This is a genomic window from Mycolicibacterium flavescens (assembly GCF_001722335.1).
In the GTDB taxonomy this organism is placed as follows: Bacteria; Actinomycetota; Actinomycetes; order Mycobacteriales; family Mycobacteriaceae; genus Mycobacterium; species Mycobacterium flavescens.
Genome location: NZ_MIHA01000008.1, coordinates 211,640 through 236,222, shown reverse-complemented (window position 1 = coordinate 236,222; position 24,583 = coordinate 211,640). Strand labels below are relative to the sequence as shown.

Here is a 24,583-nt window from a genome sequence, read left to right as displayed (position 1 = left end):
TGCTCTCCCACCGGTCCAATTCTGCATGCCCGGCAAGTCGCTCGCCGACCGGTGTGTCTCCTCGCTGGTGGGCGGCGGATCCGGGGTGTCGACCAGGTGCCCGGGTACCCTCGCAGCCATGAGGTGGGCATGACCGACACACCAGGCCGCGGCCGCGACGAGCAAACGGGGTACCGCGGACGCGACGACGGGGGTTACGCCCACTCCGGCGACCCGTCCGCCTACAACGACCCGGCGTACGCCAGCCAGGCCTACGGCCCCACCTACCAGCCGCCGGGCCCCGCGCCGACCCAGCAGTTGCCGCCGTACGGCCAGTACGGGTACGACCCCTACGCGACCGGCTACGGCGGGTCGCCGCCCTACCCGCCGGGCGAACCCAACCAACCTCCCGAGGACCCCAAGTCGCCGCGGTGGCTGTGGCTGCTGGCCGGTGTCGCGGTGCTGACCGTGATCGGGCTGGTGATCGCGCTGGTCATCGTCAACAGCTCGCGCCAGGAGACGGTCGTCGCGCCGCCGCCGATGGCCGAACCCAGCTTCACCACGTCCCGGCCCACGGTTCCGCGCACACCGACCACGACGCCGCGGTTCCCGCGGCCCACCGTGCCGAGCGCGCCGACGGTGCCCACGGTGCCGACCACGCCGTCAGTGCCGGGCCGTACGACCCCGGGCGTCACCCAGACCGTCGTCTACGTCGTCAGCGGCACCGGGCGGGCGATCAACATCACCTACGTCGACAGCGGTGGCCTGCTGCAGACCGAGTTCAACGTGCTGCTGCCGTGGAGCAAGGAGGTGGAGCTGACCGAGCCCGCCGCCTCCTCGGCCAGCGTCAGCATCATCAACGTCGGTCGCGAGGTGAACTGCTCGATCACCGTCGACGGCCAGATGGTCCAGCAGCGCACCGGCGCGGGCCTGACGATCTGCACCGGTAACCGTTAGCGGCTTTCCCCGGTTCTGGGCACCCGCACGGCCAGCATCGCCAGCAGGCCGGCGGCCAGCACCACCAGAAGGCCGCCCATCCCGGCGCGGTCGGTCCCGAAGATCGCGATGAACACCGAGAACAACACCGGCGCCAGGAACGACACCGCCCGCCCGGTGGTGGTGTACAGGCCGAACGCCACGCCCTCCTTGCCGTCGGCCGACAGCCGCAGCATCAACGTGCGCGCCGCCGACAGCGTCGGGCCGATGAACAGACACAGCGCCAACCCGCAGGCCCAGAACGCCATCGGCCCGTCGAGCACCATCAGGGTCGATCCGACGGCGATCATCGACGCCAGCGATACGACGATGACGGGTTTGGCGCCGAACCGGTCGTCGAGCAGGCCTCCGATGACCGCGCCGATCGCCGCGATCGTGCTGGCGCTCACCCCGAACAGCAGCACGTCGGCGCCGGAGATGCCGTAGACGTTGACGCCGAGCACCGCGCCGAACGCGAAGATGCCGGTCAGCCCGTCGCGGAACACCGCGCTCGCGATCAGGTAGTAGACGACGTGATGGTCGCGGCGCCACTCGCTGACGATCTCCGACCACAGCACCCGGTAGCCGCCGAAGAAGCCGAGCCCGGGGCGTTCCCGGGCGGGGTCGCGCGGCTCGCTGGGCGCCGCGATCAGCACCGGCAGTGCGAACAACCCGAACCACACGGCGGTCAGCACCATGACGGCGCGGATGTTCTCACCGTCGGCGGCCGCGATGCCGAGCAGTCCGCGGGTGTCACCGTCGCCGGCGATGAACCCGAAGTAGCCGATGAGCAGGAGCACGACGCTGCCGAGATAGCCCAGCCCCAAACCCATTCCGGAGATCTGCCCGGAGGTCTGCGGGGTGGACAGCTGACGCAGCATCGCGTTGTAGGGCACTGTGGCCAGTTCGTTGCACGCCGACGCGGCGGCCAGCAGCAGCAGGCCCGGAAGCAGGTAGTGGTAGTCGTCGCGGATCTGGCTCATCGCCGCGGTCAGGACGACAGCCAGCGCGCTCAGCACCGCCAGCACCCGTCGGCGCCGCCAGGGCGCGTCGACCCAGACGCCGGTGACCGGAGCCAGCAGCGCGACCACCAGTCCGGCCAGTCCCAGCGCCCAGCCAAGCCAACTGGCCGGGCTGGCGGCGCCGGGCAGGTCGTCGCCGACGGCACTGGTCAGGTAGACCGAGAACACGAACGTCACGACCATGGCGTTGAGGCCCGTCGCCCCGAAGTCCCACAGGGCCCACGCGACGATCTGCTTGCGACCCCCGATCCGGGCGGACGGACGGGTCGAATCGGGTGCCTCGGTCATGGTCCGCCCACGATATAGTCCGGCCCATGTCAGTCCCCGCTCCCAGCGCCGACGCCCGCGCCGTCGTCACCGGTGCGTCCCAGAACATCGGTGAGGCACTGGCCCTCGAACTCGCCGCTCGCGGGCACCATCTGATCATCACCGCGCGCCGCGAGGAGGTGCTGCGCGCGTTGGCCGATCGGATCACCGCGCAGTACGGCGTGACGGTCGAGGTGCGCCCGACCGACCTGGCCGATCCGACCGACCGCACCAAGCTGTGCGACGAACTCGCCACTCGCAACATCTCGATCCTGTGCGCCAACGCCGGCACCGCGACGTTCGGGCCGGTGTCGTCGCTGGATCCCGCCGACGAGAAGGCGCAGGTCCAGCTCAATGTCCTCGGCGTGCACGACCTGGTGCTCGCGGTGTTGCCCGGGATGGTCGAACGCAAGGCCGGCGGGATCCTGATTTCCGGTTCGGCAGCGGGCAATTCGCCGATCCCGAACAACGCGACCTATGCCGCGACGAAGGCGTTCGTCAACACGTTCAGCGAGTCGCTGCGCGGTGAGCTCAAGAAGGTCGGTGTGCATGTGACGCTGCTCGCCCCCGGCCCGGTGCGTGAGACGCTGCCCTCGGAGGACGAACAGTCGCTGGTGGAGAAGCTGATCCCCGACTTCCTGTGGATCTCCACCCAGTACACCGCCAAGCAGTCGCTGGATGCGTTGGAGCGCAACAAGATGCGCATCGTGCCCGGGGTGACGTCGAAGGCGATGTCGGTGGCGGCCGGTTACACCCCGCGGGCGATCGTGACGCCGATCGTCGGCGCGGTGTACAAGAAACTCGGCGGCGGCTAATCAGCTTTTTTCCGCGAAACTGCATTCCAGCAGGGGTTATCTCGCACTTTCGCTGCTGGAATACAGTTTCGGCGCAACGGGCTAGCGGCGGCGGCGCCGGCGACGGGTCCCGGTACCGAAGATGCTGCGGGTGATCTCGCGGCCGATCACCGTTCCCGCCGAGCGCATCGCGCTCTTGAACGCCGGGCTGTTGACGACCTTCTCCATCATCGAAGGCTCGGCGGTGCCGGGCGAACGCACCTCACCGGCGACCGGGGGCAACGGAGGCGGCAGGGCCTCGTCGTACTGCGGGACAGGAACAGGCTCGGGCTCCGGTGGTGGGGCCAGTTTCGCGTTGAGCCGTTCATAGGCCGACTCGCGGTCGATGGTCTGGCCGTACTCTGCCTGCAGCGGACTGGCTTTCGCGGCTGCGGTGATCGCGTCGGTCCCGATGGTGTCCATCAGCGAGCGCGGCGCGCGCATCCGCGTCCAGGCGACCGGGGTCGGTATCCCCTTCTCCGAGAGCACGGTCACCACAGCCTCACCGATACCCAACGAGGTCAGCGCCGACTTCAGGTCGTACACACTGGTTTTCGGGTAGGTACGGACGGTCTTGGTCAATGCCTTCTCGTCGTCGGGGGTGAACGCCCGCAGCGCGTGCTGGATCCGCGCACCGAGTTGGGACAGCACGTCTTTGGGGACGTCGGTGGGCAGCTGGGTGCAGAAGAACACGCCGACGCCCTTGGACCGGATCAGCTTGACGGTTTGTTCGACCTGTTCGAGGAACGCCTTGGACGCGTCGGAGAACAGCACGTGCGCCTCGTCGAAGAAGAACACCAGCTTGGGCTTGTCGAGGTCGCCGACTTCGGGCAGCGACGTGAACAGGTCGGCGAGCACCCACATCAGGAACGTGGAGAACATCACCGGCCGCGTGCCCTGGCTGCCGAGTTCGAGCAGGGTGATGATCCCGCGGCCCTGGTCGTCGACGCGCAGCAGGTCGTCGGGTTCGAGTTCGGGTTCGCCGAAGAACGTGTCGCCGCCGTCGGCTTCGAGGTTGACCAGCGCGCGCAGGATCACCCCGGCTGTGCTGGTCGACACCGCGCCCAGCGCCTTGAGTTCGGGCTTGCCCTCGTCGCTGGTGAGGTACTGGATCACCGCGCGCAGATCCTTCAGGTCGAGCAGCGAGAGACCCTTCTGGTCGGCCCAGTGGAAGATCAGCCCCAGCGTCGACTCCTGGGTGGCGTTCAGCCCGAGCACCTTCGACAGCAGGATCGGCCCGAAGCTGGAGACGGTCGCGCGCACGGGGACGCCGATTCCGGTGGTGCCGAGCGAGAGGAACTCGACGGGATACGACTTCGGGGTCCAGTCGTCGCCGGTGTCGTGGGCGCGCGCTTCGATGTTCGCGTCGGCCGCCGCGGGGCGCGCCAGCCCGGAGAGGTCGCCCTTGATGTCGGCCATCACGCACGGCACCCCGGCCGCCGAGAGCTGTTCGGCGAGCACCTGCAGCGATTTGGTCTTGCCGGTACCGGTGGCGCCGGCGATCAGCCCGTGCCGGTTGACCGTCGCCAACGGAATCCGGACGCGCGCGGACGGGTCACAGGCGCCGTCGACGACTACGGTGCCGAGTTCCAGGGCGGCGCCTTCAGCGGCGTAACCTGCGGCGATCTGCTGTGCGGGGCTGGTGGCCGGCTCACTGGTCATGGCAGGCACCCTACTTCGCGCCGTGCGCGGCAGGGGCGGGTGCAGCAGGCCACGGACGGCGGTAAGGCTTACTGTGAGCGTCGTGGCGAGCGAAGCGACGGGAAGAACAGATCGTGCGTGACGAACTGGTGTGGATTGACTGCGAGATGACGGGGCTGGACCTCAAGCACGACCGGCTCATCGAGATCGCGGTTTTGGTGACCGACGCTGACCTCAACATCCTGGGTGAAGGCCTCGACGTGGTGATTCACACGGACGACGAGGCGTTGTCGGCGATGATCCCGGTGGTCACCGACATGCACACGCGGTCGGGCCTGATCGAGGAGGTGCGGGCCTCCACGGTCACCGTGGCCGAGGCCGAGGAGTTGGTGCTCGACTACATCCGCGGACACGTCAAGCAGGCCAAGACGGCTCCGCTGGCGGGCAACTCGATCGCCACCGACCGCGGGTTCATCGCCCGCGACATGCCCAAGCTCGACGACTTCCTGCACTACCGGATGATCGACGTCAGCTCGATCAAGGAACTGTGCCGCCGCTGGTATCCGCGGATCTACTTCGGCCAGCCGGAAAAGGGCCTGGCGCACCGCGCGCTGGCCGACATCCACGAGTCGATCCGCGAGTTGCAGTATTACCGGCGCACCGCGTTCGTACCGCCGCCCGGACCGTCGACCAGCGATATTGCGGCCATCGCCGAGGAACTCGGCCCGCCGGACGGCGACGCGAAGGATATCGATTCGGCTGCGCAGCGTCCGAGCGGCTAGTATCGACGTCGCCGCATCGCACGACGCGGCAATGGTGGCTGTAGTTCAGTTGGTAGAGCACCAGGTTGTGATCCTGGCTGTCGCGGGTTCGAGTCCCGTCAGCCACCCAAACGGGTCAGGGAGCGGAATCATCCGCTCCCTGACCCTTTTTGTTGCTTGAGACGCCAACCGCCTCAGAGGTTGGCGTTGCCGGCCTTCCACGTCTCCCACGGGATGTTCCAGTCACCGAGGCCGTCGGTGCCCGGCAGCGTCGTCCCGACGGTGTTGACGATCTCGACGATGTCGCCGCGCTTGGAGTTGTCGTGGAACCACTTGCCGTTGCTCGTGCTGACGTTGATGCAGCCGTGGCTGACGTTGCTCGAGCCCTGGCTGCCCACCGACCACGGCGCGGCGTGCACGTAGATGCCGCTGTAGGAGATCTGGGTGGCCCAGTCGACCTCGGTGCGATACCCGTTGGGCGAGTTGACCGGAACGCCGTAGGTCGACGAGTCCATCACCATGTGCGACAGCCGGTCGCCGACGATGTAGACGCCGTTGTTGGTCGGTGTGCTGTTCTTGCCCATCGACACCGGCATGGTCTTGATCACCTCGCCGTTGCGCTTGACGGTCAGCGTCTTGGTGTTGTCGTCGACGGTGGTGATGACCTGGTCGCCGATCGAGAACGTGGTCTTGACGTCGTCCTGACCGAACAGACCGTCGCCGAGGTCCACGCCGTAGGTGTTGACGTCGACCTCGACCTTGGTGCCGGGCTTCCAGTAGTCCTTCGGGCGCCAGCGCACCTCGCGGTTGTTGAGCCAGTAGAACGCGCCCTCCACCTCCGGGGTGGTCTTGACCTTGATGGCCTTCTGCGCGGCCACCCGGTTCGGGATGTTCTCGTCGAACCGGATCGCGATCGGCTGCCCGACCCCGACGACCTCGCCCTCGTTGGGCAGGACGTAGGGCATGGTCAGGTTCTCCGGCGAATGCGTTTCGAACGACATCTTCCGACTGGTGGCCCCGCCGAGGCCCAGCGACTCGGCCGTCAGGGTGTAACGCTTGTTGTAGCCCAGCGGTTCGGTGGTCGACCAACTCAACCCGTCCGGGCTGACCGCACCGGAGATGACCTTCCCGTCCTCGTTGCGCATGCTGACCGGGCCGAGCACGCCGTCCTCGGCGCTGACGGTGACCGGCGAGTCGACCGGGACGCCGACGGCGCCATCGGTGACAGAGGCGGTGAGCTTGGGCACGAGCAGATCGCCGAAGGGTGTGCCCTTGTCGGCGATGACTTGCGGCTGCGCCGGTGTGCTGTTGGACCCGCACGAGGTCAACCCGAGCATCACGGCAGGGATCAGCGCGCCGGCGATCAGCCAGGCACGGCGACGCGGACGGGCCACTGAGCGGACTCGCCACATAACTAACTCCACCTCGCAGATCAGAAATCGATTGTTAAGGCCCCAGTCTACGGGCAAAATCCACCGCGGGAGCGACGGCGACGTCGCTTCCGGGAGGCCTTCGATGACCGTCGCGGGGCCGCCTGGGCACGGGATTTCACCCTCCCCCACGAGGCCTGTTATTGTCTCACACGCGCGCCGTTAGCTCAGTTGGTAGAGCAGCTGACTCTTAATCAGCGGGTCCGGGGTTCGAAACCCTGACGGCGCACTCAGGCTCTGAGGAAGACGCGATCGTGGCCACCGCCGCGGTCGCGTCTTTTGCTTTTTCTGCGGCTCGCTGGGCCGTGTGCGCGGCCACAAGTGCCGGCAACGTGTGATTTGGTTGCCACTTACCAATTTGTAAATTATCCTATGGTTCTTAGTTTTGCGAACGAAGGACGTGCTGCAATGGCCATCCCAGTCGGTATGCAATGCTCAGCCAGCACATACACCGATACAAGCAAGATCTCCGCTAAGTGGATTTTCAGGTTTTGAACTGTGTCGGCACGGGTACGTCTGCTAGGGTCTGATTAGCTAGAACGCCACCGCCTCGTAACTGAGCGTGGTGGCCTACGGGAAACGAGGACTTAGCTGATGTCGCCGATGGGTGGTTACTCTGCGACGGGTGCAGCGGGCGCCGGTGCTTCCGACGAGGTCGCTGCCCAGAGCCCCGTCGCGGTCCACACCTGCAGCAGGCTCGGCCGAGTCGCCAATCCCCCGGGTTTCTCCCTGGCCGACTGGTTCCGTTCAGCGCGCAGGCGCTGACGCTCAGCGCTGCCGGATCCGGCGCACCACAAGAATCAGCGCGAGCGCTCCAACGCCCGCCAGCGACACCGCCACAGCCGGTTTAGTGACGAAACGCACGGCCGCGGCCTTCGCGTCGTCGGCCAGCCGGCTGGGGTTGGCCCGCTCGGCGAGGGTGTCCACCGTCACCGCAAGCTGTTCGCGCGCCTGATCGATGTCCCGCTTGATGGTTTCGGGATCGCGGTCCGCCACGTGCGCCTCCATGCCGCTGTCAGTCGCTGCTCCCCGGACGGGGCCTGCCGATCTACCCTAGAGCAGCCCGCGCGCACAGCAGCGCACCGGTCGACAGAAGGGATGCCCACGCGTGCCACAGACTCCGCGACTCGAGGTTGGTGACAAAGCCCCCGCGTTCAGCCTGCCCGACGCCGACGGCAACACCGTGAAGCTGTCCGATTACAAGGGCCGCAAGGTGATCGTCTACTTCTATCCGGCGGCGTCGACGCCGGGCTGCACCAAGCAGGCGTGCGACTTCCGCGACAACCTGCGCGAGCTCGACGGCGCCGGGTTCGACGTTGTCGGCATCTCCCCCGACAAGCCCGAGAAGCTCGCCAAGTTCCGCGACAAGGAGAACCTGACGTTCCCCCTGCTGTCCGACCCGGACCGCGAGGTGCTCACGGCCTGGGGCGCCTACGGCGAGAAGACCATGTACGGCAAGACCGTTCAGGGCGTCATCCGGTCGACGTTCGTCGTCGACGAGAAGGGCAAGATCGAGGTGGCCCAGTACAACGTGCGAGCCACCGGGCACGTCGCCAAGCTACGGCGCGACCTGGCGCTCTGAGCCCAGGTTCGCCAGCAGCAGCGCCTCCGAGACCGCGGCGCGCTCGAGCACGCCCAGGTGCAGGCTCTCGTTGACGCTGTGCGCTTGTGTCGCAGGGTCTTCCACGCCGGTGACCAGGATCTTGGCCGACGGGAACGCCTCGGCGAACTCGGCGATGAACGGGATCGACCCGCCCACACCGGTGTCGACGGGTTCGGCGCCCCACGCGGTCCGGAACGCTTCGCGCGCGGCGTCGTACACCGGGCCGCTGGCGTCGATGGCGTACGGCTGACCGAGGTCGCCGGGCGTGACGGTGACCTGCGCACCCCACGGCACGTGCGTCTCGAGGTGCCGGGTCAGCGCCGCCAGGTGTTCGGCCGCGTCGCCGCCGGGCGCCACCCGCATGCTGACCTTGGCCCTGGCCCGCGGGATCAACGTGTTCGACGACTTGCCGATCGGCGTGGTGTCGATACCGATCACCGTGATCGCCGGTTTGGCCCACAACCGTTGCGGCACAGTACCCGAACCGATTTCGGACACCCCGGGCAGCAGGCCGGTCTCCTCGCGGACCCGCTCGGGCGGGTAGTCGACGTCGGCGGCGGTGGTCTCGTGCAGCCCGTCGACCGCGACGTTGCCGTCGTCGTCGTGCAGGCTGGCCAGCAGCCGCACCAGCACGCTCAGCGCATCGGGCACCACACCGCCCCACAACCCCGAGTGCAGGCCGTGGTCGAGCGTGGCCACCTCGACCACGCAGTCGGCGAGCCCACGCAACGACACGGTCAGCGACGGCACCTCGGTGCTCCAGTTGTCGGAGTCGGCGATGACGATCACATCGGAGGCCAGCGTGTCGCGGTGGGCGGCCAGCAGCCGCGACAACGACGGTGAACCCGACTCCTCCTCACCTTCGACGAAGACCGTGACGCCGACGGGCGGGTTGCCGCCGTGTGCCCGGAACGCCGCCAGATGTGTTGCGATCCCGGCTTTGTCGTCGGCGGTGCCTCGGCCGTAGAGTCGCCCGTCGCGTTCGGTCGGCTCGAACGGCGGGGTGTCCCACTGCGCCGGGTCGCCCTCGGGTTGCACGTCGTGGTGGGCGTACAGCAGGACCGTCGGCGCGCCGGGCGGCGCGGGATGCCGCGCGATCACCGCGGGGGCACCGCCCTCGGCGACGATCTGCACATCGCGCAAACCCGCCTCGGTCAACAGTTTCGCCACCGCGTCGGCGCTGCGCTGCACCTCACCGCGGCGCGCCGGGTCGGCCCACACGGATTCGATGCGCACGAGATCCTCCAGATCGCGACGCACCGACGGCAACACCTCACGCACCCGCTGCACCAGATCGCTCATGGCGTCGAGACTAACGGGTCACCACCCCCCGCGAGCAGACGCGGAATCGCACGAACCCGCCGCGAAGTGTGCGAGTTTGTGTCTGCTCGCCGAAGAAGGCCTCAGCGTTCCTCGAGGATCGCGACAGCCGCGGCGGTGTCGTTCTCGTGGGTCAACGACAGATGGATGGTGACGTCGCGCAGATGTTCGGCGATCGCGCCGGACAACCGCACCTTCGGCCGCCCCCACATGTCGCTGATGACCTCGATGTCGCGGTGGATGGCCTCGGGCAGCATCGGCCGCTTGGCGAACCGCGACCCCGACCACGCCTTGATCACGGCCTCCTTGGCCGCCCAGCGGGCAGCCAGATGCCGTGCGGCCGACGAACTCTTGTCCGCGGCGTCGCGGCGCTCCCCCGGCGTGAACGTCTCGGCGAACACCGTGCCGGGCTGGTCGACCTGCTCGGCGAAGTCGGGTATCGAGACCAGGTCGATCCCGACCCCGACTATCGCCATGCGCAGAACGCTATCTCAGGACTGGCCAGCCACATACACGTCGTCGTCGCCGAGCCGCGACGCCGCGCTGAGCAGCATCTCGGCCTCCTGCCGCTTCTCCGGCGCGTCGTGGCCGAAGCGCCGGTCCGCCGGCTTCTCGTACAGCGGCCGTCCGCCGGCGATCGCCGACGCCAGCCGGTGCTGACCGGCCAGCACCCGCGCGCCCGCGCGCTGCTGGTAGTCGGCACGCTCCTGCGGGCTCAGCGCCGCCAGGAAGGCCTGCGGATGCACCAGCGCGACCATCCCCGACACGTGTCCGAACCCGAGGCTGGTGACCAGCCCCGCCTTGAGCGGGAACTTCTCGCCCAACCGGAGGGTGTCGCGCAGCCAGACCAGGTGCGCGGCGCCGGCGAGTTCGTCGTCTACGCAGTCCAGGCTCCGGTTCGGCGGGATCACGCCGTCGCGCAGCATCTGGCACATGCCCATGATCTGGAATGCCGCCGCACCGCCCTTGGCGTGGCCGGTCAGGCTCTTCTGCGACACCACGAACAGCGGTGCACCCTCGGAGCGGCCCAGCGCATCGGCCAGACGCTCGTGCAGTTCGGTCTCGTTGGGATCGTTGGCCAGCGTGGAGGTGTCGTGCTTGGACACCACCGCGATGTCGTCGGCCCCGACGCCGAGCTCGGCCAGCGACCGCGCCAACTGCGACTGGCGGCCACCGCGGCCCGCGCCGAGCGCGCCGAGGCCCGGCGCCGGGATCGAGGTGTGCACACCGTCGCCGAACGACGACGCGTAGGCCACCACGGCCAGCACCGGCAGGCCCATCTGCACGGCCAGGTCGCCGCGGGCCAGCAGCAGTGTGCCGCCGCCCTGCGACTCGACGAAGCCCAGCCGGCGCCGGTCGTTGGCGCGGGAGAACTTCGAGTCACTGATGCCCTTGGCGCGCATCGTCTCGGTGTCGGCGGTGGCCGCCATGTCACCGAACCCGATGATCGCCTCCAGCGTCAGGTCGTCGTAGCCGCCGGCGACCACGAATTCGGCCTTGCCCAACCGGATCTTGTCGACGCCCTCCTCGACCGAGACCGCCGCGGTCGCACAGGCCGCGACCGGGTGGATCATCGATCCGTAGCTGCCGATGTAGGACTGCACCACGTGGCCGGCGAAGACGTTCGGCAGGACCTCCTGCAGGATGTCGTTCGGCTTGTTCCGGCCCAGCAGGTTGCCGTGATACATGGTCTGCATCGACGTCATCCCGCCCATGCCGGTGCCCTGCGTGCTGGCCACCAGGCTCGGGTGCACCCAGCGCATCAACTCGGCCGGGGTGAAGCCGGCGGACAGGAACGCGTCCACCGTCGCGCACAGGTTCCACAGCGCCACCCGGTCGATCGAGTTCGCCATGTCCTGGGTGATGCCGTAGACGGTCGGGTCGAACCCGGTCGGGATCTGCGCACCGACGGTCCGCGACAGCTTCACCTTGCGCGGCACCCGGATCTCGGTGCCCGCCTTGCGGGTGACCTGCCAGTCGGCGCTGTCGGGCACCGGCGCGATGACCGTGTGCTCGGGGTCGAACTGCACGAACGCGCGCGCATCGGCCTCCGAGGACACCACGAACGTGAAGTCCTTGTCCAGGAACACCGAAACCAGAAGCGGCGACGCGTGATCCGGGTCGATGGCGCCGTCGTCCACCCACTCGCGGATACCGACGCGCTCCACGACCGCGTCGTGGTAGCGCTCGACGAGTTCGCCCTCGTCGATCAGCTCACCGGAGGCGGTGTCGTACCAGCCCGGCGTGGGATCGTCTTCCCACTTGACCAGGCCGGTCGTCCACGCCAGCTCCAGCACACCGGCCGCCGACAGTTCGTTGTCGACCTCCATCTCGAAGCGGGTGCGCGACGAGCCGTACGGCCCGATCTCGGCACCGCCGACGATGACCACCAGGTCGGCCGGGTCGACGTCGAGGTCGTCCCACTGCGGAGCCGGCGCCGCCTGGTAACCGCGCGGGGGCGACGGCAGCGCACGCACGGTGCCCTCGTCGTCGTCCTCGTCGGCGGCGCTCTCCGACACCATCTCCTCGCGGGCCTGGGTCGCCAGCGCGGTCAGGTCGAGCTCCACCTCGGCCAGCCCGCCGGTCAGGTCGACTTGCAGCGGTTCACGCGCCGCGGCGACCTTGGACTCGATGTCGCACAGCGCGACCAGCATGTCGGCCATCTCGTCGGTGGTGTAGGTGGTGACACCCGCCTGCTCAACCGCGCCGACGATCACGTCGTTGTGACCCATCAGACCGGTGCCCTTGGTCCAGCCGATCAGCGCGTGCGCCAGCGAAACCCGCTGCGCCCACGACGATTCGGCCTTCCACCGGGTCACCAGGGCGTCGAGCGCCGACTTGGCCTCACCGTAGGCGCCGTCGCCGCCGAACATGCCGCGGTTCGGCGAACCGGGCAGCACGACGTGCAGTCGCGCGGCGATGTCACGCTCGGCGCCGATGTGCGACAGTCCGGCGATCAGCCGCTGCACCGCCCACAGCAGCACCTTCATCTCCATCTCGGCGCGCGAGCCGGCCTCCGAGAGGTCACCGGCCACCCGCGGCGCCGCGAACGGGAACAGCAGCGTCGGGGTCTGCGCGTCCTTGAGGTGAATCGACTGCGGCCCGAGGTTTTCGGTCTGCTCGCTGCCGACCCACTGCACCAGCGCGTCGATGTCGGTGTAGGACGCCATGTTGGCGGGCACCACCCACAGCTTCGCGCCGAAGCGGGCGTTGTCGCGGTAGAGCGTGCGGTAGAACGCCAGCCGGGAGTCGTCGAGCTTCGAGGTCGTCGCGATCACGGTCGCGCCGCCGTCGAGCAGCTTGGCCACCACCGAGGCCGCGATCGACCCCTTCGACGCACCGGTGACGACCGCCACCTCGTCGGCGTAGCGACCCTTGCCCGGGTTCTCCGCACCGGCCGCGGCGCGACCGTACAGCGAGGCGTGCACGTTGCGGCCCGCGGCCAGGGCCTTGCCCTGCCACCAGGTGGCCTGGGTGCCGACGATGTGCCCGGCGCCTTCGAAGCGCTCCGACAGCCGGGCCCAGTCCGCGTCGATCTCGCCCTCGTCGAGCAGCCACAGCCGGGCCAGGTCCTCGCGGGCACTGGCCCAGCGGTCGTCGAACAGCACCGCCTTGCGGCCGTCGAACACCGGCGCCACCAGACGCGGCCAGTCCGAACCGAGTTCGGCGGTGACCAGGTCGATGAGTTCGGCGTCGGTGGCCTCCGGCACCGGGATCGGCGTCTCGAGGCCGAGCTGGTTGAGGATCGTGCGTGCCGCCGCGGCAAGCACACCGTTGCGGCCGGTCACCTGTTCGGCGAACTCGGTCAGCGCGGCCGAGTCCACGACTCCGCCACCGCCGCCGGCCGCGGACGGAAGCGACACCGCAATGCCGCGCCGGCCCGCAACCGAGGTGACCGCGCTGTCGATGACCTTGTCGACGGTCGCGGCGTCGGCCAGTGCGCCGTCGTGCAGCCCGCCGAGTTCACCGCCGCGCACGCTGCTGCCCTCGCGGGTGCCCAGCGCCACCTCCACGGTGACGTGCTTGACCCAGCCCTCGCCGAGTTCCCAGGTCTTGGTGACCCGTTCGGCGATGTAGGCCGGCCGCTTGCCGGACGGTCCCAGCACCGTGCGCAGCTGATCGTTGACCGCGTCCGACAGCACGGGCCCGAACGGCTTGTAGGTCCGGGCCAGCTTCGTGACCTGACCCTTCAACCCGGCCAGGTCGGCCTCGGCCGCACCGTCGATCGCCCCGAGGTTGAGCTCCGAGCCCAGGTCGACCAGCAGCTGGTTGCGTCGCGACGACGCGCCGTCGGTGATCGACTCGATGGAGTCCAGCGCCTCGATCTGGTCGATGCGCATCTTGGCCGACAGCGCGATCAGCGCCGTGGTGGCGTCGGCGGCGTCGAACGGCAGATCGTCCGGTCTGGGTCCGCCGGCGGGTGCGGCCGGCGCGGCCGGTGCAGGAGCTGCCGGAGCCGAGGCCTCGACGGGCGCGGCGGCCTCGGGGGCCGGGGCCGGTTCGTCGTCGAGATCCGGTTCGGGATCGGTGTCGGTCGCGAACAGCACCGCGGCGTCCCGCTCGGAGTTCAGCACTTCGGTTGTGCTGTGCGAGTATTCGGGCAGCTTGAGGGTGTTGGTCGCCAGGCCCGCGACGGTCGGCGCGGACTTGACGCCGATCTCGACGAACCGCTCGATGCCGAGACCACCCGCGGCCTCCTCGATGAAGAGCAGGTCCTGGGTCTCGATCCAGCGCACCGGGCTGGCGAACTGCCAGGCGAGCAGCTCGATGACGATCTTGCGGCACAGCTCGCCGGGCTTCTCGTTCCGCCAGGTGTCGTAGTCGGCGAGGATCTCGTCGAGCGGTTCGGCGGGCACCAGATCGCGGATCTCCTGCACGAAGTCGCGGTCCAGCGTGAACGGCCGGGGCACCAGGTTCGGAATGTACTTGCCGACCAACAGGTTCGGATCGGCGTCCCGCGGCATCACACGCTCCAGCGAGCGACGGAAGTCGGCGACACCGACCCGCAGCACCGACGAGTGGAACGGCACGTCGACCCCGGGCACCAGGATGAACGAGCGCTTGCCGCCGGTGATCTCGCGACGACGCTCGACCTCCTCCTCGAGCGCCTCGAGCCCGCGGACGGTGCCGGCGATCGCGTACTGCGAACCACGCAGGTTGAAGTTCACGATCTCCAGGAATTCGCCTGTGCGCTCGGAGATCTCGGCGACGAACGCTTTCACTTCGCTGTCGTCGAGGTCGATCTGCGACGGGCGGATCGCGGCCAGCCGGTAGTTCGACCGGCCGAGGTGGTCACGCGGCACGATGTCGTGCATCTTGCTGCCGCGGTGGAACACCACCTCCAGCAGCGCCTCGAGCTGGTACACCCCGGACACGCACGCCAGCGCGGTGTACTCGCCGACGGAGTGACCGCAGGCGATCGCGCCCTCGACGAACGCGCCCTGCTCTCGCATCTCGGCGACCTGGGCGGCCGCCACCGTCGCCATCGCGACCTGGGTGAACTGCGTCAGGAACAGCACGCCGTCGGGGTGGTGGTAGTGCACGCCGCTGGCGATCAGGCTGGTCGGGTTGTCGCGCACCACGTGCAGCACCGAGAAGCCCAGCGTCTCGCGGGTGAACTTGTCGGCACTGTCCCATACCTTGCGGGCGGCCTTGGACCGGGCGCGGACCTCCATGCCCATGCCCTTGTGCTGGATGCCCTGACCGGGGAACGCGTAGACCGTCTTCGGCGCCGCCAGCTGAGCGGTCGCCGACATCACGAGTTCGCCGGCCACCTTCGCGCTGACCTCGACGATCTCGGCGCCACGGTCGATTCCGACGCGGTCGACGCGGAAGTCGATGTCGTCACCGGGCAGCACCATCCCCAGGAACCGGGAGGTCCAGCCGACCACCCGGGCGGGCGGCGCGGGCTTGCCGTCGGTGGCGGCGACGACGTGCTGGGCGGCCGCGGACAGCCACATACCGTGCACGATGGGCGATTTCAGCCCGGCCAGCAGTGCGGCGGCGCGGTCGGTGTGGATCGGGTTGTGGTCACCGGAGACGACGGCGAACGCGCTCATGTCGGTCGGCGCGGTGACCGTGACGTCGCGGCGGCGCCGACGCGGGGTGTCGGTCGCGTTGTCGGTGATGGCTCCGCCGGCGCGCGGCGGGTCGGCCAGTTCGGCGGCACCGGTGCGGCCGCGGATCGCGAAGCGCTCCTCGAGCTTGGCCAGCACCGTGCCCTCGGCGTCGCTGATCGTCACCGAGACCGGCACGACGCGGCCGTACTCGGTGTCGGTGGCGGCCGAACCCGTTGCGGTGACGGTCAGTTCGGCCTTGGTCTTCGGCATCTGCGCCAGCAGGTGGGCGGCGTGGTCCAGGTGCACCAGGCTGAGCAGGCCCTCGACGACCGGGAAGCCGTCGTCGGTGACCGCGGCGCCGATCGCGGCGAACACCGCGGGCCAGCAGTGGCCGACCAGCGCGTCGGGCACCAGCGTCAGCCCGGGCGCCAGCGGCGCGCCGAACGTGGCGGTCACCCCGGTGTGGTCGGCGACCTGCTCGGGGTCCCATTCCACGGTCACCGTCGCGGTGTTGTCCTGCACGGGCGGAAGCGAATCCGGGCCGTCGACGCCGGCGGCGATCGCCAGCACGGACCGCATCGCAGCCGAGGCGTCCTCGACGGTGACGACGGGCATGCCGCCGTTGACCGTGCACGACGGCAGCGTGAACGGGATGTTGATCCAGATGTCGGACAGCGGGACGCTCAGCGTCACCCGGTCACCGGTCAGCTCCAGACGAGCACCGGTCGATGGATGCGTCGCCTGTGTGAATCCCCGGGTAGTCCCCTGCCCTGCGGGCGTGGGCCCTCCGCTCCTGCCCGCCGGCCGGTTCTCGTTGGCCTGCCACTCCCCCGGCGCCCCGATGCGGTGCACCGGGTTGATCGCGGTCCGGCCGGCCCACAGCACGTCGGGCGAATCCAGCACCACGGCAAGCGGTCCGGTGACGTCGGCGCGGGCCTGGCGGCGCGACACCACCGGCATCGGCTGGCCGTTGTTGGCGAGCACCTCGTCGATCGCGGCCTGCTCGAAGCGGTCGAGGAGCTCACCGACGGGCTCGTCGACGCGGGTGATGCCCGCGACGGCCTGCGTGCCGGGGATGATGCACACCTGGTCGGCGGTGTAGCGGGCGTCGTGCGCCTGCCACAGCGAGTCGCTGCGCCACCACCGGCGCACGTCCTTGTCGATGACCGGGACGAAGTTGACCGGCTTGCCCGGCTTCTTGCACAGCGTGATGAACCACGGCACGTCGGCGGGGTGCAGCCGCAGCGTGTCGGCCTCGGGGTAACGGGCCAGCAGGATCTCGAGCGCGCGGTCGGGATCGTCGAACAGCGCGGCGTCCTCGAACAGCGTCGGGATCGGGCCGGAATCCTTGGTATGCAGCCGGGCCTCGGCGCGGTGCAGCATGTCGGCGAACCGCTCGCGCCAGGTGTCGGCCAGCCACGGGCTGTTCGGCAGCTTGGTGTCGGCAGTGCTGTCGCCGTCACCGATGGCCAGTTCGACGTAGCGCTGCAGCCACTGCCGGTAGGTCATGTCGCCGAGGTCGCCGAAGTACGGCTTGCAGGTGGTGGCCATCGCGGCGATGATCTCGTCGCGCCGCTCCGCCACGGCGTCGGCGTCACCGGCCACCTCGTCGAGCAGCCGACCGCAGCGCGACGCCGCGTTGTCGATCTCGTGGATGTCGGCGCCGAGCTGGCTGCGGCTGGAAGCCATGCCGCCCTGGGCTTTTCCGGCGCTGATCCAGGTGTCGGTGCCGGTGGTCTCGACCAGCATCTGCTTGACCGCGGGCGAGGTCGTGGCCTCCAGCGTGGCCATCGCGGCGGTGCCGACGAGGATGCCGTCGACCGGCATCTCCGGGAAGCCGTACGGCTTGGCCCAGCGACCGGAGAGGTACTCGGCGGCGCGCTCGGGGGTGCCGATGCCACCGCCGACGCAGACCGTGATGTTGGGCAGCTTGCGCAGATCGCCGTAGGTACTCAGCAGCAGGTCGTCGAGGTCCTCCCACGAGTGGTGCCCGCCGGCGCGGCCGCCCTCGATGTGCACGATGACGTCCTTGTCGGGAACCTCGGCGGCGATCTTGATGACCGACTTGATCTGGTCGACGGTGCCGGGCTTGAACACGACGTGGGTGATGCCGACGGTGTGCAGTTCCTGGATCAGCTCGACGGCTTCCTCGAGTTCGGGGATGCCCGCCGAGACCACGACGCCGTCGATCGGCGCACCGGACTGCCGCGCCCGCTGCACCAGCCGCTTGCCGCCCAACTGCAGCTTCCACAGGTACGGGTCGAGGAACAGCGAGTTGAACTGCACCGCGCGGCCCGGCTCGAGCAGCGTGGTCAGCTCGGCGATGCGGTCTTCGAAGATCTCTTCGGTGACCTGGCCGCCGCCGGCGAGCTCGGCCCAGTGCCCGGCGTTCGCGGCGGCCGCGACGATCTTGGCGTCGACGGTCGTCGGCGTCATACCCGCCAACAGGATCGGCGAGCGGCCGGTCAGCCGGGTGAACTTCGTCGACACCTTGACCGAACCGTCCGGCAGCGCAATGGCTTTGGGCGCGAACGACGACCACGCCGGCGGCACGTCGGGCTCGGCGCCGACGGTGAACAGGTTGCGCTGTCCGGCCCGGGTCGCCGCAGGCACGATGCCCACCCCGAGACCGCGGATGACCGGTGCGGTCAGACGGGTCACCGTGTCGCTCGGGCCGAGGTCGACGATCCACTTGGCGCCCGACTCGTGCAGGCGCTCGACCTCGGAGACCCAGTCGATCGGGCGCACGAAGATGGCTTCGGTCATCTTGTGGGCGAGCTCGGCGTCGATCCCGCACCGCGCGGCCCAGCGGTCGACCACCTCGACCCCGTCGGCCAGGCGCGGGGTGTGGAACCCGACCTCGACCTGAACCTGACTGAACGCTGGATTGAATACGCTGCCGCCGCGCAGCTTGTTCTTGCGCTCGGCCTCTTCCTTCTCGGTGATCTTCGCGCAGTACAGCTCGAAGCGACCGAGTTGTTCGGGGGTGCCGGTGATCACCACGGACCGGCGGCCGTTGCGGATCGACAGCACCGGCGGCAGCACCGTGCGGACGTCCTGCGAGAACTCCTCGAGCAGCTCGGCGATGCGGTCGGGGTCGACGTTGGTGACCGACACCATCGGCGACTTGTCGCCGCGGCCGACCATTCCGCGCCGGCGCGACACCAGCGAGCCGGCCGCGCCGATCAGCTGCAGCAGGGCCAGCAGTTCGGCGTCCTTGGTGCCGCGTGCCCGCAGCGACTCGCAGGCCATGATGCCCTGGGAGTGACCCGCCATCGCGACCGGCGGCGTGTCGTACAGGTCGAGCCCCTGGCGGATCGCGGCGCGGATCGCGGCCATCTGCGCGAGCAGGATGCCGGGGCCGGAGATCGCCGCGGTGATCAGTTGCTTGGTCGCGGGAAGGGGTTCGTCGGCGGCCAGCGCGCGCACCCACTGCAGCGGTTCGAAGCCGATCGGGCGGACCACGACCAGCTCGCGGGCCACGGGTTCGAGCAGCAGGGCGGCCTCACCGACCACCTCGCTGAGTTCGGACTCGATGCCCGCCGAGCTGACCAGCTCCTCGAGGTTCTCCAGCCAGGAGCCGCCCTGGCCGCCGAAGGCGACCGCGTAGGGCTCGCCGGCGTTGAGCCGGTCGACGAGCGCGGTACTACCGGCGATCGCGGTATCCGCGCTGCGGTCGGTGGACACCCGGTGCTGCTCGTTGATCGTCACGTGCTGTTATCTCCTCGGTCCCGCGTCATGCTCGTCGTCGGCTGGTGGTCGGTGGGTCTGAAGACGCGTCCGGCTGCTCTGCCGGCGCCTGCGATTCGGCGTCGAATCCCGACTGGTCCGGTGGTCCGGGCCGGCTCGGGCGGTTCCGCGACGCCTTCCTCGAGGCATTGCGTGGACCGTCTTCCGTGCACTCCAGCCGTACTAAGAGTGTCATAAGAGGGACCCCTCTTTTGGCGTCCGAAATGGTTACTGATGAGTTCTACGCTCGGGTAACCATCCGTTGCGTAACGCGGTCCGCGATCGCCGCGGAACGCATTCGGGACAAACGTCCTGCATGCAGGTGGTTACGGTCGAGTAGGCAGAACAGCCCTGATCAAGGCAGTTTTGTTATCGAATCGTTATATAAAAATTCCGTATGGATCTCACCAGCGGAGTCGGACCGCCGCGACGAGACAATTGGCTCGTTAGTGTCCTCTCGACGCCGCCGGACACCCCGATGAGTTTGCTGGGCCGACTTACTGATCGGTAAGGTCTAGTCCCACTGTCCGTAGCGGGGTTTGAGGATGTGGTTGATGTCCACACCGACGCCACCAACGGAGCGCTCGTCGATCTCGACCTGATGCAGGTGCGCCGCCGGGTGCGCCCGCTTCCCCGGCGAGCCCCAGTTGTGCTGCCAGAAGTACGTGCCGATGCCGTCCTGCAGCGCCCATTCGATGGTCTTGGAGTTCGCGTAGACGCCGACCCGCTGCTTGCCCAGCACTGCCTCCCAGCCCTTCAGATACGGCGCGACCTGCTGTTTGTACTGCTCATAGCTGGGGTCGTCGTCGATGGAGGCATAGATCGGGGCACCGTAGGAACCGCCGGCGGCGACGTGCAGTTCCCACCCGCGTTTGGCGTGGGCGACGCCGGCGTTCTGACCACCCAGCCAGTCGGCGGTGTCCTTCTTGCCGTACTGGTAGCACGAGACGATCTTCAGGCCGTTCTGGTAGAGGTCACGCGCTTCGGGCAGCTGGATCGGCTTGCCGAGCATCCACGCACCGCCCGGCCGCCGGTCGGAGACGTACCGGATGGCGCCCAGCGCGCCCGCGGCGCGGATGTCGCTGGCCTTGAGCACGCCGGCCGCGTAGTCCAGCAGGATGCCCAGCGGCGCGGCCGAACCGGTGGCCGGCGCGGCCGCGGTCGCCAGCACCTGCAGTCCGGTGCCGGCGGTCAGCGCGGCGGGCGCGGCGACGAGACCCTTGAGAACGGTGCGCCGCGATATTGACACGAACCACAGAATACGACAGCTGCCGCAGTGATCACGCTGACAACACTGACCACGCCGGCACCGATATTCACGTCGGCGAGCCCGAGCGGCGTGGTTGCCGAGCGAACCGGCTGCGCGTCCGCGAGCGGGTTCAGGGCGTCGTCGGGCGCGCGCCGGGATCGCGCCGCCCGCCGAGCAGGATGCCCGCGGTGTAGTCGGAGTCGGCCGCGGCCATCTTCCGCTGCAGCGCCTGATCCAGATGACTCGACACGACACCGGTCCACAGGTCGCGGTAGTCCCGCACGATCTGGCTGAGTTCGTCCATCTCCTCCGGTTTCGCGGTGTAGTTCTCCCCGAACCGGGCGGTCACGCATTCGTCGAGCGAGCGCACGAACCCGCCCGCCAACCCCTCGATCGCCTCCCGGGTCGCTTCGAAGATCTGCAGCAGCGCGCGCACGTACGCCAGGTGATCCGGCGAGCGCGCCACGACCGCCCGCACGGCGGGGTCGCTGAGCACCAGCGCACCGTCGACGACCTCGGCCAGCCCGTAGCCGAGCAGTTGACGCGCTTCGTCGCCGTCCGGGTCGACGTCGAGAGAACCCGGCGAACCCGCGCCGGGCGCCTCCCGCTCGTCGGACCGGACGCCGAGCACCGCGCGCTGAATGCCGAGGATGTCGGCGAGATCGGCGCCCTGACGCAGGCTCGTGAAGAACTCGGCGATGTGGGCGGTGTTGAAGCCACGACGGTGCAACTGGTTGATGGTCCGCAGCTGCGAGAGGTGGTAGTCGTCGTAATAGGCCGACCGGCCGACCCGGCGCGGCGGATCGAGCAGCCCGCGTTCGCGGTAGGCGCGGATGTTGCGGGTGCTGACACCGGAGATCCGGGCCAGTTCGTCGAGACGGTACTCAGCCACCGTCGCGCACCTTCGCTCCTCGCAGGGTGCGCGTCGCCGCTACGTCACGACGATTCATGCGACCACTGTAGCCCCGCGACGGGGTTTGCGAGCGAAGTGTGACGCACAAATGATCAATTTGCTAGCTATTTGCCACATGCGTCACTATCTGCAGTGATACCTCTGCCCGCTAGCGCGTTAGCGGAAAGAATTTCGCTTACAGCCAACTTCTTAGCCGACCTCGGGCAACCGGTGATCGAGCTCACCGGAAAGGATTTGGCGCCAGCGCTGCTCCTACGGAACCATGGACAGGTCAGCGCTGAGAACCCCACCACGCGAGAAAGGTCCGGTGTGCGTCCCTGGATCGTCTGGGCCACCGGACTGTTCGCCTACATCGTGGCGGTGCTGGACCGCACCACCCTGGGGGTTTCCGGCCTCGATGCGGCGCAGCGGTTCAACGCCAGTCCCGGCGTGCTGTCGACGTTCGTCGTCCTGCAGGTCATCGTCTACGCCGCCGCGCAAGTCCCGGCCGGGTTGCTGCTCGACCGATTCGGCTCGAGGAACCTGATCCTGGCCGGCGGCGCGTTGATGGCCTCGGCCCAGTTCGCGCTCGCGTTCACCGAGTCGCTTCCGACCGCGATCGCGGCCCGCGCGGTGCTCGGACTCGGCGACGCTCTCACGTTCATCTCGGTCCTTCGGCTGGTACCGCACTGGTTTCAGCCGCGCCAGGTGCCGCTGGTGACCCAGCTGACCGGCATCTGCGGACAACTCGGCCAGGTGCTCTCGGCCATCCCGTTCTTCGCGATGCTCAACGCCCTCGGTTGGACGCCGGCCTACGTGTCGGTCGGCGCGCTGGGCGTGCTGTCGATGGTGCTCACCGCGGCACTGGTGAGAAACACCCCGAACGGGAACGCCGTCGAGGCCGACACGATCTCGGTGCGCGAGACGCTCAGGAGCGTCAAGACCGTGTGGCTGCGCCCCGGCACCCGGCTGGGATTCTTCACCCACATGGGCACCCAGTTCTCCGTCACCGTGTTCGCGCTGATGTGGGGTGTCCCGTATCTGACCCGCGCGCAGGGACTTTCAGCCGGGCTGGCTGGCACGCTGCTGACCGTGTCGGTGGTGGCCGCGATCTCCGCGGGCGTGCTGATCGGCATCTTCACCGGCAGACGTCCGCACCGCCGGTCCCGGTTGGTGCTCGCGATCATCGGCAGCAACGCCCTGATCTGGACGGTGGTGCTGGCGCTGCCGGGCCGCGCTCCCCTGTGGCTGCTGGTCGTGCTGATCGTGGTGATCTCGGTCGGCGGTCCAGGCTCGATGGTCGGGTTCGACTTCGCGCGCACGTTCAACCCGAGCGCCACCCTGGGCACCGCGTCCGGGTTGGTCAACATGGGCGGGTTCATCGCGTCGCTGCTGGTGATGCAGGCGATGGGGTTGATCCTCGACGGCTTCGGCGAGATTTCCTCCGAATCGTTCCGGGTGGCGTGGACGGTGCAGTACGCGATCTGGGCCTTCGCAGTGCTGGGCATCCTGATCACCCGGCGCAAGACCCGCAGGCTGATGGCCGCCGAACGCGAGCGGCAGGACGAGATGCTCCTCGAGGGTGTGCGAACCCGCCGGGGCAACTAGCGGTTGCGCGCCGATTCGCGCCGGTTGGCCTTCTTGATCGCCGACACCAGCTCGTCCTTGTTCATCGTCGAGCGGCCCGAGATGTCAAGCCGCCGGGCGACGTCCATCAAGTGCTTCTTCGAGGCGTTGGCGTCCACGCCCTCGGCGGTTTCGCCCTTGGCGTTGGGGCCGCCGCTGCGGGCCCGCGCGTCGGACGGCCCCTTCTCGGACTTCGCTTCCCAGTGGTCGCCGACCTTCTCGTAGCTGTGCTTGAGCGCGTTGTAGGCCACCCGGTGGGCGCGTTCGCCTTCGCCGTACTCCTCGGCCGCGGCGTCGTGCGCTTTGGCGAAGGTGCGCTGGGCTTTGGCGTCTGACTTCTGCAGCGTGCTGGGCAGTTCGCTCTTGCGTGCGCTGCCGCTCTTGGTCGTCTTCGGCATCGTCGAACTCCTCACTGATGGAAAGCATTGCCGCTTTTCGGGAGTTACCCGCGCCGATTCGCGTTAAACGATCGCCCAGTTCGCCGTGCGACGGCAGGGAGGAGGGGTAGTGCACTACGCACGACGTCGCGCGCCGACGGCCCGAGTATCGAGTCATGGCTCGATACTCGGTGCACCTGCTGGGCGGTTTCGCCGTCTACCACGACGGTGAGCTGATCGACCTGCCGCCCGCCTGCCGACGAGTCGTCACGCTGGTGGCACTGAAACACAAACCTGTGCACCGCCTGTGGGTGTGCGCCACGCTCTGGCCGCATGCGCAGACCCGGCAGGCGGTCGCCAGCCTGCGCTCGGCGGTGTGGCGACTGCGCCCCCTCGGTGCCGCGCCGCTGCTGTGCATGGATCCGCAGTATCTGCAGTTGGGTGCGGATGTCTCGGTGGACTGGTACGACGCCGGCGCCCTGATCGACGACGTGCTCGCGGGCGGATTCGACGCGCAGCAGGTGGCCGAACTGCTCCCGCTGCTGCGCGCCGGCGAACTGCTCGACAAGTCGAGCGAGCCCTGGGTGGCCTGCGAACGCGAGCGCTATCACGGCCGGCGAGAGGCGGCGTTCGAGGCGCTGGGCCGCAGCGCCGACAAGCCCGGCCCGCACTCGTCCCGCGCGGTGCTGCGAGGGCCGCGCCCCCACCGCGCCGTCACCGGCACCCGCGGTGAACCCGAGGAGCGTCACCGATGACCGCGCTGATGATCTGCCTGACCATC

At 68.9% G+C, this 24,583-nt stretch carries 16 protein-coding genes and 2 tRNA genes; 8 read left to right on the top strand and 10 right to left on the bottom strand.

Features of this window, described 5'->3' with window-relative positions:
* The first annotated feature begins 129 nt into the window (after nucleotides 1–129).
* Complete coding sequence (locus BHQ18_RS13535; protein WP_084294049.1) at nucleotides 130–936, top strand: MmpS family transport accessory protein; 807 nt, start codon at nucleotides 130–132, stop codon at nucleotides 934–936.
* Here the strand turns inward: BHQ18_RS13535 and BHQ18_RS13530 are convergent.
* The gene (locus tag BHQ18_RS13530; protein ID WP_069414122.1) at nucleotides 933–2,264 is read right to left on the bottom strand and encodes an MFS transporter; all 1,332 of its coding nucleotides are present in this window, start codon (nucleotides 2,262–2,264) and stop codon (nucleotides 933–935) included. The two genes, BHQ18_RS13535 and BHQ18_RS13530, sit on opposite strands and share 4 nt — an antisense overlap.
* A gap of 26 nt (nucleotides 2,265–2,290) precedes the next feature.
* Here BHQ18_RS13530 and cmrA point away from each other — a divergent pair, with 26 nt between their 5' ends.
* A complete protein-coding gene (gene cmrA, locus BHQ18_RS13525) occupies nucleotides 2,291–3,097 on the top strand; it encodes a mycolate reductase (protein WP_069414121.1) in 807 nt (268 codons plus the stop codon).
* Nucleotides 3,098–3,178: 81 nt separating this feature from the next.
* On the opposite strand, the gene BHQ18_RS13520 is transcribed toward cmrA, so the two are convergent.
* Entirely contained in the window at nucleotides 3,179–4,777 is a 1,599-nt protein-coding gene (locus tag BHQ18_RS13520; RefSeq protein WP_069414120.1) for a helicase HerA-like domain-containing protein, read from the bottom strand.
* A 113-nt stretch (nucleotides 4,778–4,890) separates the two neighbouring features.
* On the opposite strand from BHQ18_RS13520, the gene orn reads away from it, so the two are divergent.
* Together orn and BHQ18_RS13510 are read left to right on the top strand one after the other, a co-directional pair.
* The gene (gene orn / locus BHQ18_RS13515) at nucleotides 4,891–5,538 is read left to right on the top strand and encodes an oligoribonuclease (RefSeq protein ID WP_069414119.1); all 648 of its coding nucleotides are present in this window, start codon (nucleotides 4,891–4,893) and stop codon (nucleotides 5,536–5,538) included.
* A 34-nt stretch (nucleotides 5,539–5,572) separates the two neighbouring features.
* Nucleotides 5,573–5,645: transfer RNA gene (locus BHQ18_RS13510), tRNA-His, on the top strand.
* Between the two features lie 66 nt (nucleotides 5,646–5,711).
* On the opposite strand, the gene BHQ18_RS13505 is transcribed toward BHQ18_RS13510, so the two are convergent.
* Nucleotides 5,712–6,929, bottom strand: coding sequence for a L,D-transpeptidase (locus tag BHQ18_RS13505; protein ID WP_084294044.1), 1,218 nt, complete (start codon nucleotides 6,927–6,929; stop codon nucleotides 5,712–5,714).
* A 174-nt stretch (nucleotides 6,930–7,103) separates the two neighbouring features.
* Here BHQ18_RS13505 and BHQ18_RS13500 point away from each other — a divergent pair.
* Nucleotides 7,104–7,176: transfer RNA gene (locus BHQ18_RS13500), tRNA-Lys, on the top strand.
* Between the two features lie 539 nt (nucleotides 7,177–7,715).
* Here BHQ18_RS13500 and BHQ18_RS13495 read toward each other — a convergent pair.
* A complete protein-coding gene (locus BHQ18_RS13495; protein WP_069414160.1) occupies nucleotides 7,716–7,943 on the bottom strand; it encodes a DUF3618 domain-containing protein in 228 nt (75 codons plus the stop codon).
* Between the two features lie 112 nt (nucleotides 7,944–8,055).
* Here BHQ18_RS13495 and bcp point away from each other — a divergent pair, with 112 nt between their 5' ends.
* Nucleotides 8,056–8,529, top strand: a complete 474-nt coding sequence (gene bcp / locus BHQ18_RS13490; RefSeq protein WP_069414118.1) for a thioredoxin-dependent thiol peroxidase — start codon at nucleotides 8,056–8,058, stop codon at nucleotides 8,527–8,529.
* Here bcp and BHQ18_RS13485 read toward each other — a convergent pair.
* The 5 genes from BHQ18_RS13485 to BHQ18_RS13465 form a co-directional block, all read right to left on the bottom strand.
* Complete coding sequence (locus BHQ18_RS13485) at nucleotides 8,506–9,852, bottom strand: dipeptidase (protein ID WP_069414117.1); 1,347 nt, start codon at nucleotides 9,850–9,852, stop codon at nucleotides 8,506–8,508. The genes bcp and BHQ18_RS13485 overlap by 24 nt on opposite strands.
* Before the next feature lie 101 nt (nucleotides 9,853–9,953).
* Nucleotides 9,954–10,346 carry a holo-ACP synthase AcpS gene (acpS, locus tag BHQ18_RS13480; RefSeq protein WP_069414116.1) on the bottom strand — a complete coding sequence of 131 codons (393 nt, stop codon included), beginning with the start codon at nucleotides 10,344–10,346 and terminating at the stop codon, nucleotides 9,954–9,956.
* 15 nt (nucleotides 10,347–10,361) lie between these two features.
* Complete coding sequence (locus tag BHQ18_RS13475; protein ID WP_069414115.1) at nucleotides 10,362–19,640, bottom strand: type I polyketide synthase; 9,279 nt, start codon at nucleotides 19,638–19,640, stop codon at nucleotides 10,362–10,364.
* A 532-nt stretch (nucleotides 19,641–20,172) separates the two neighbouring features.
* Nucleotides 20,173–20,907 carry a DUF1906 domain-containing protein gene (locus tag BHQ18_RS13470; protein WP_069414114.1) on the bottom strand — a complete coding sequence of 245 codons (735 nt, stop codon included), beginning with the start codon at nucleotides 20,905–20,907 and terminating at the stop codon, nucleotides 20,173–20,175.
* 130 nt (nucleotides 20,908–21,037) lie between these two features.
* The gene (locus tag BHQ18_RS13465; protein WP_069414113.1) at nucleotides 21,038–21,799 is read right to left on the bottom strand and encodes a MerR family transcriptional regulator; all 762 of its coding nucleotides are present in this window, start codon (nucleotides 21,797–21,799) and stop codon (nucleotides 21,038–21,040) included.
* 330 nt (nucleotides 21,800–22,129) lie between these two features.
* Between BHQ18_RS13465 and BHQ18_RS13460 the strand changes: the two genes are divergently transcribed.
* Complete coding sequence (locus tag BHQ18_RS13460; protein ID WP_069414112.1) at nucleotides 22,130–23,407, top strand: MFS transporter; 1,278 nt, start codon at nucleotides 22,130–22,132, stop codon at nucleotides 23,405–23,407.
* On the opposite strand, the gene BHQ18_RS13455 is transcribed toward BHQ18_RS13460, so the two are convergent.
* Complete coding sequence (locus BHQ18_RS13455; RefSeq protein ID WP_069414111.1) at nucleotides 23,404–23,823, bottom strand: ChaB family protein; 420 nt, start codon at nucleotides 23,821–23,823, stop codon at nucleotides 23,404–23,406. The genes BHQ18_RS13460 and BHQ18_RS13455 overlap by 4 nt on opposite strands.
* A 155-nt stretch (nucleotides 23,824–23,978) precedes the next feature.
* Between BHQ18_RS13455 and BHQ18_RS13450 the strand changes: the two genes are divergently transcribed.
* Nucleotides 23,979–24,557: an AfsR/SARP family transcriptional regulator gene (locus BHQ18_RS13450; RefSeq protein ID WP_131815684.1), complete on the top strand. Its 579-nt coding sequence runs from the start codon at nucleotides 23,979–23,981 to the stop codon at nucleotides 24,555–24,557.
* The last annotated feature ends 26 nt before the right edge of the window (nucleotides 24,558–24,583 follow it).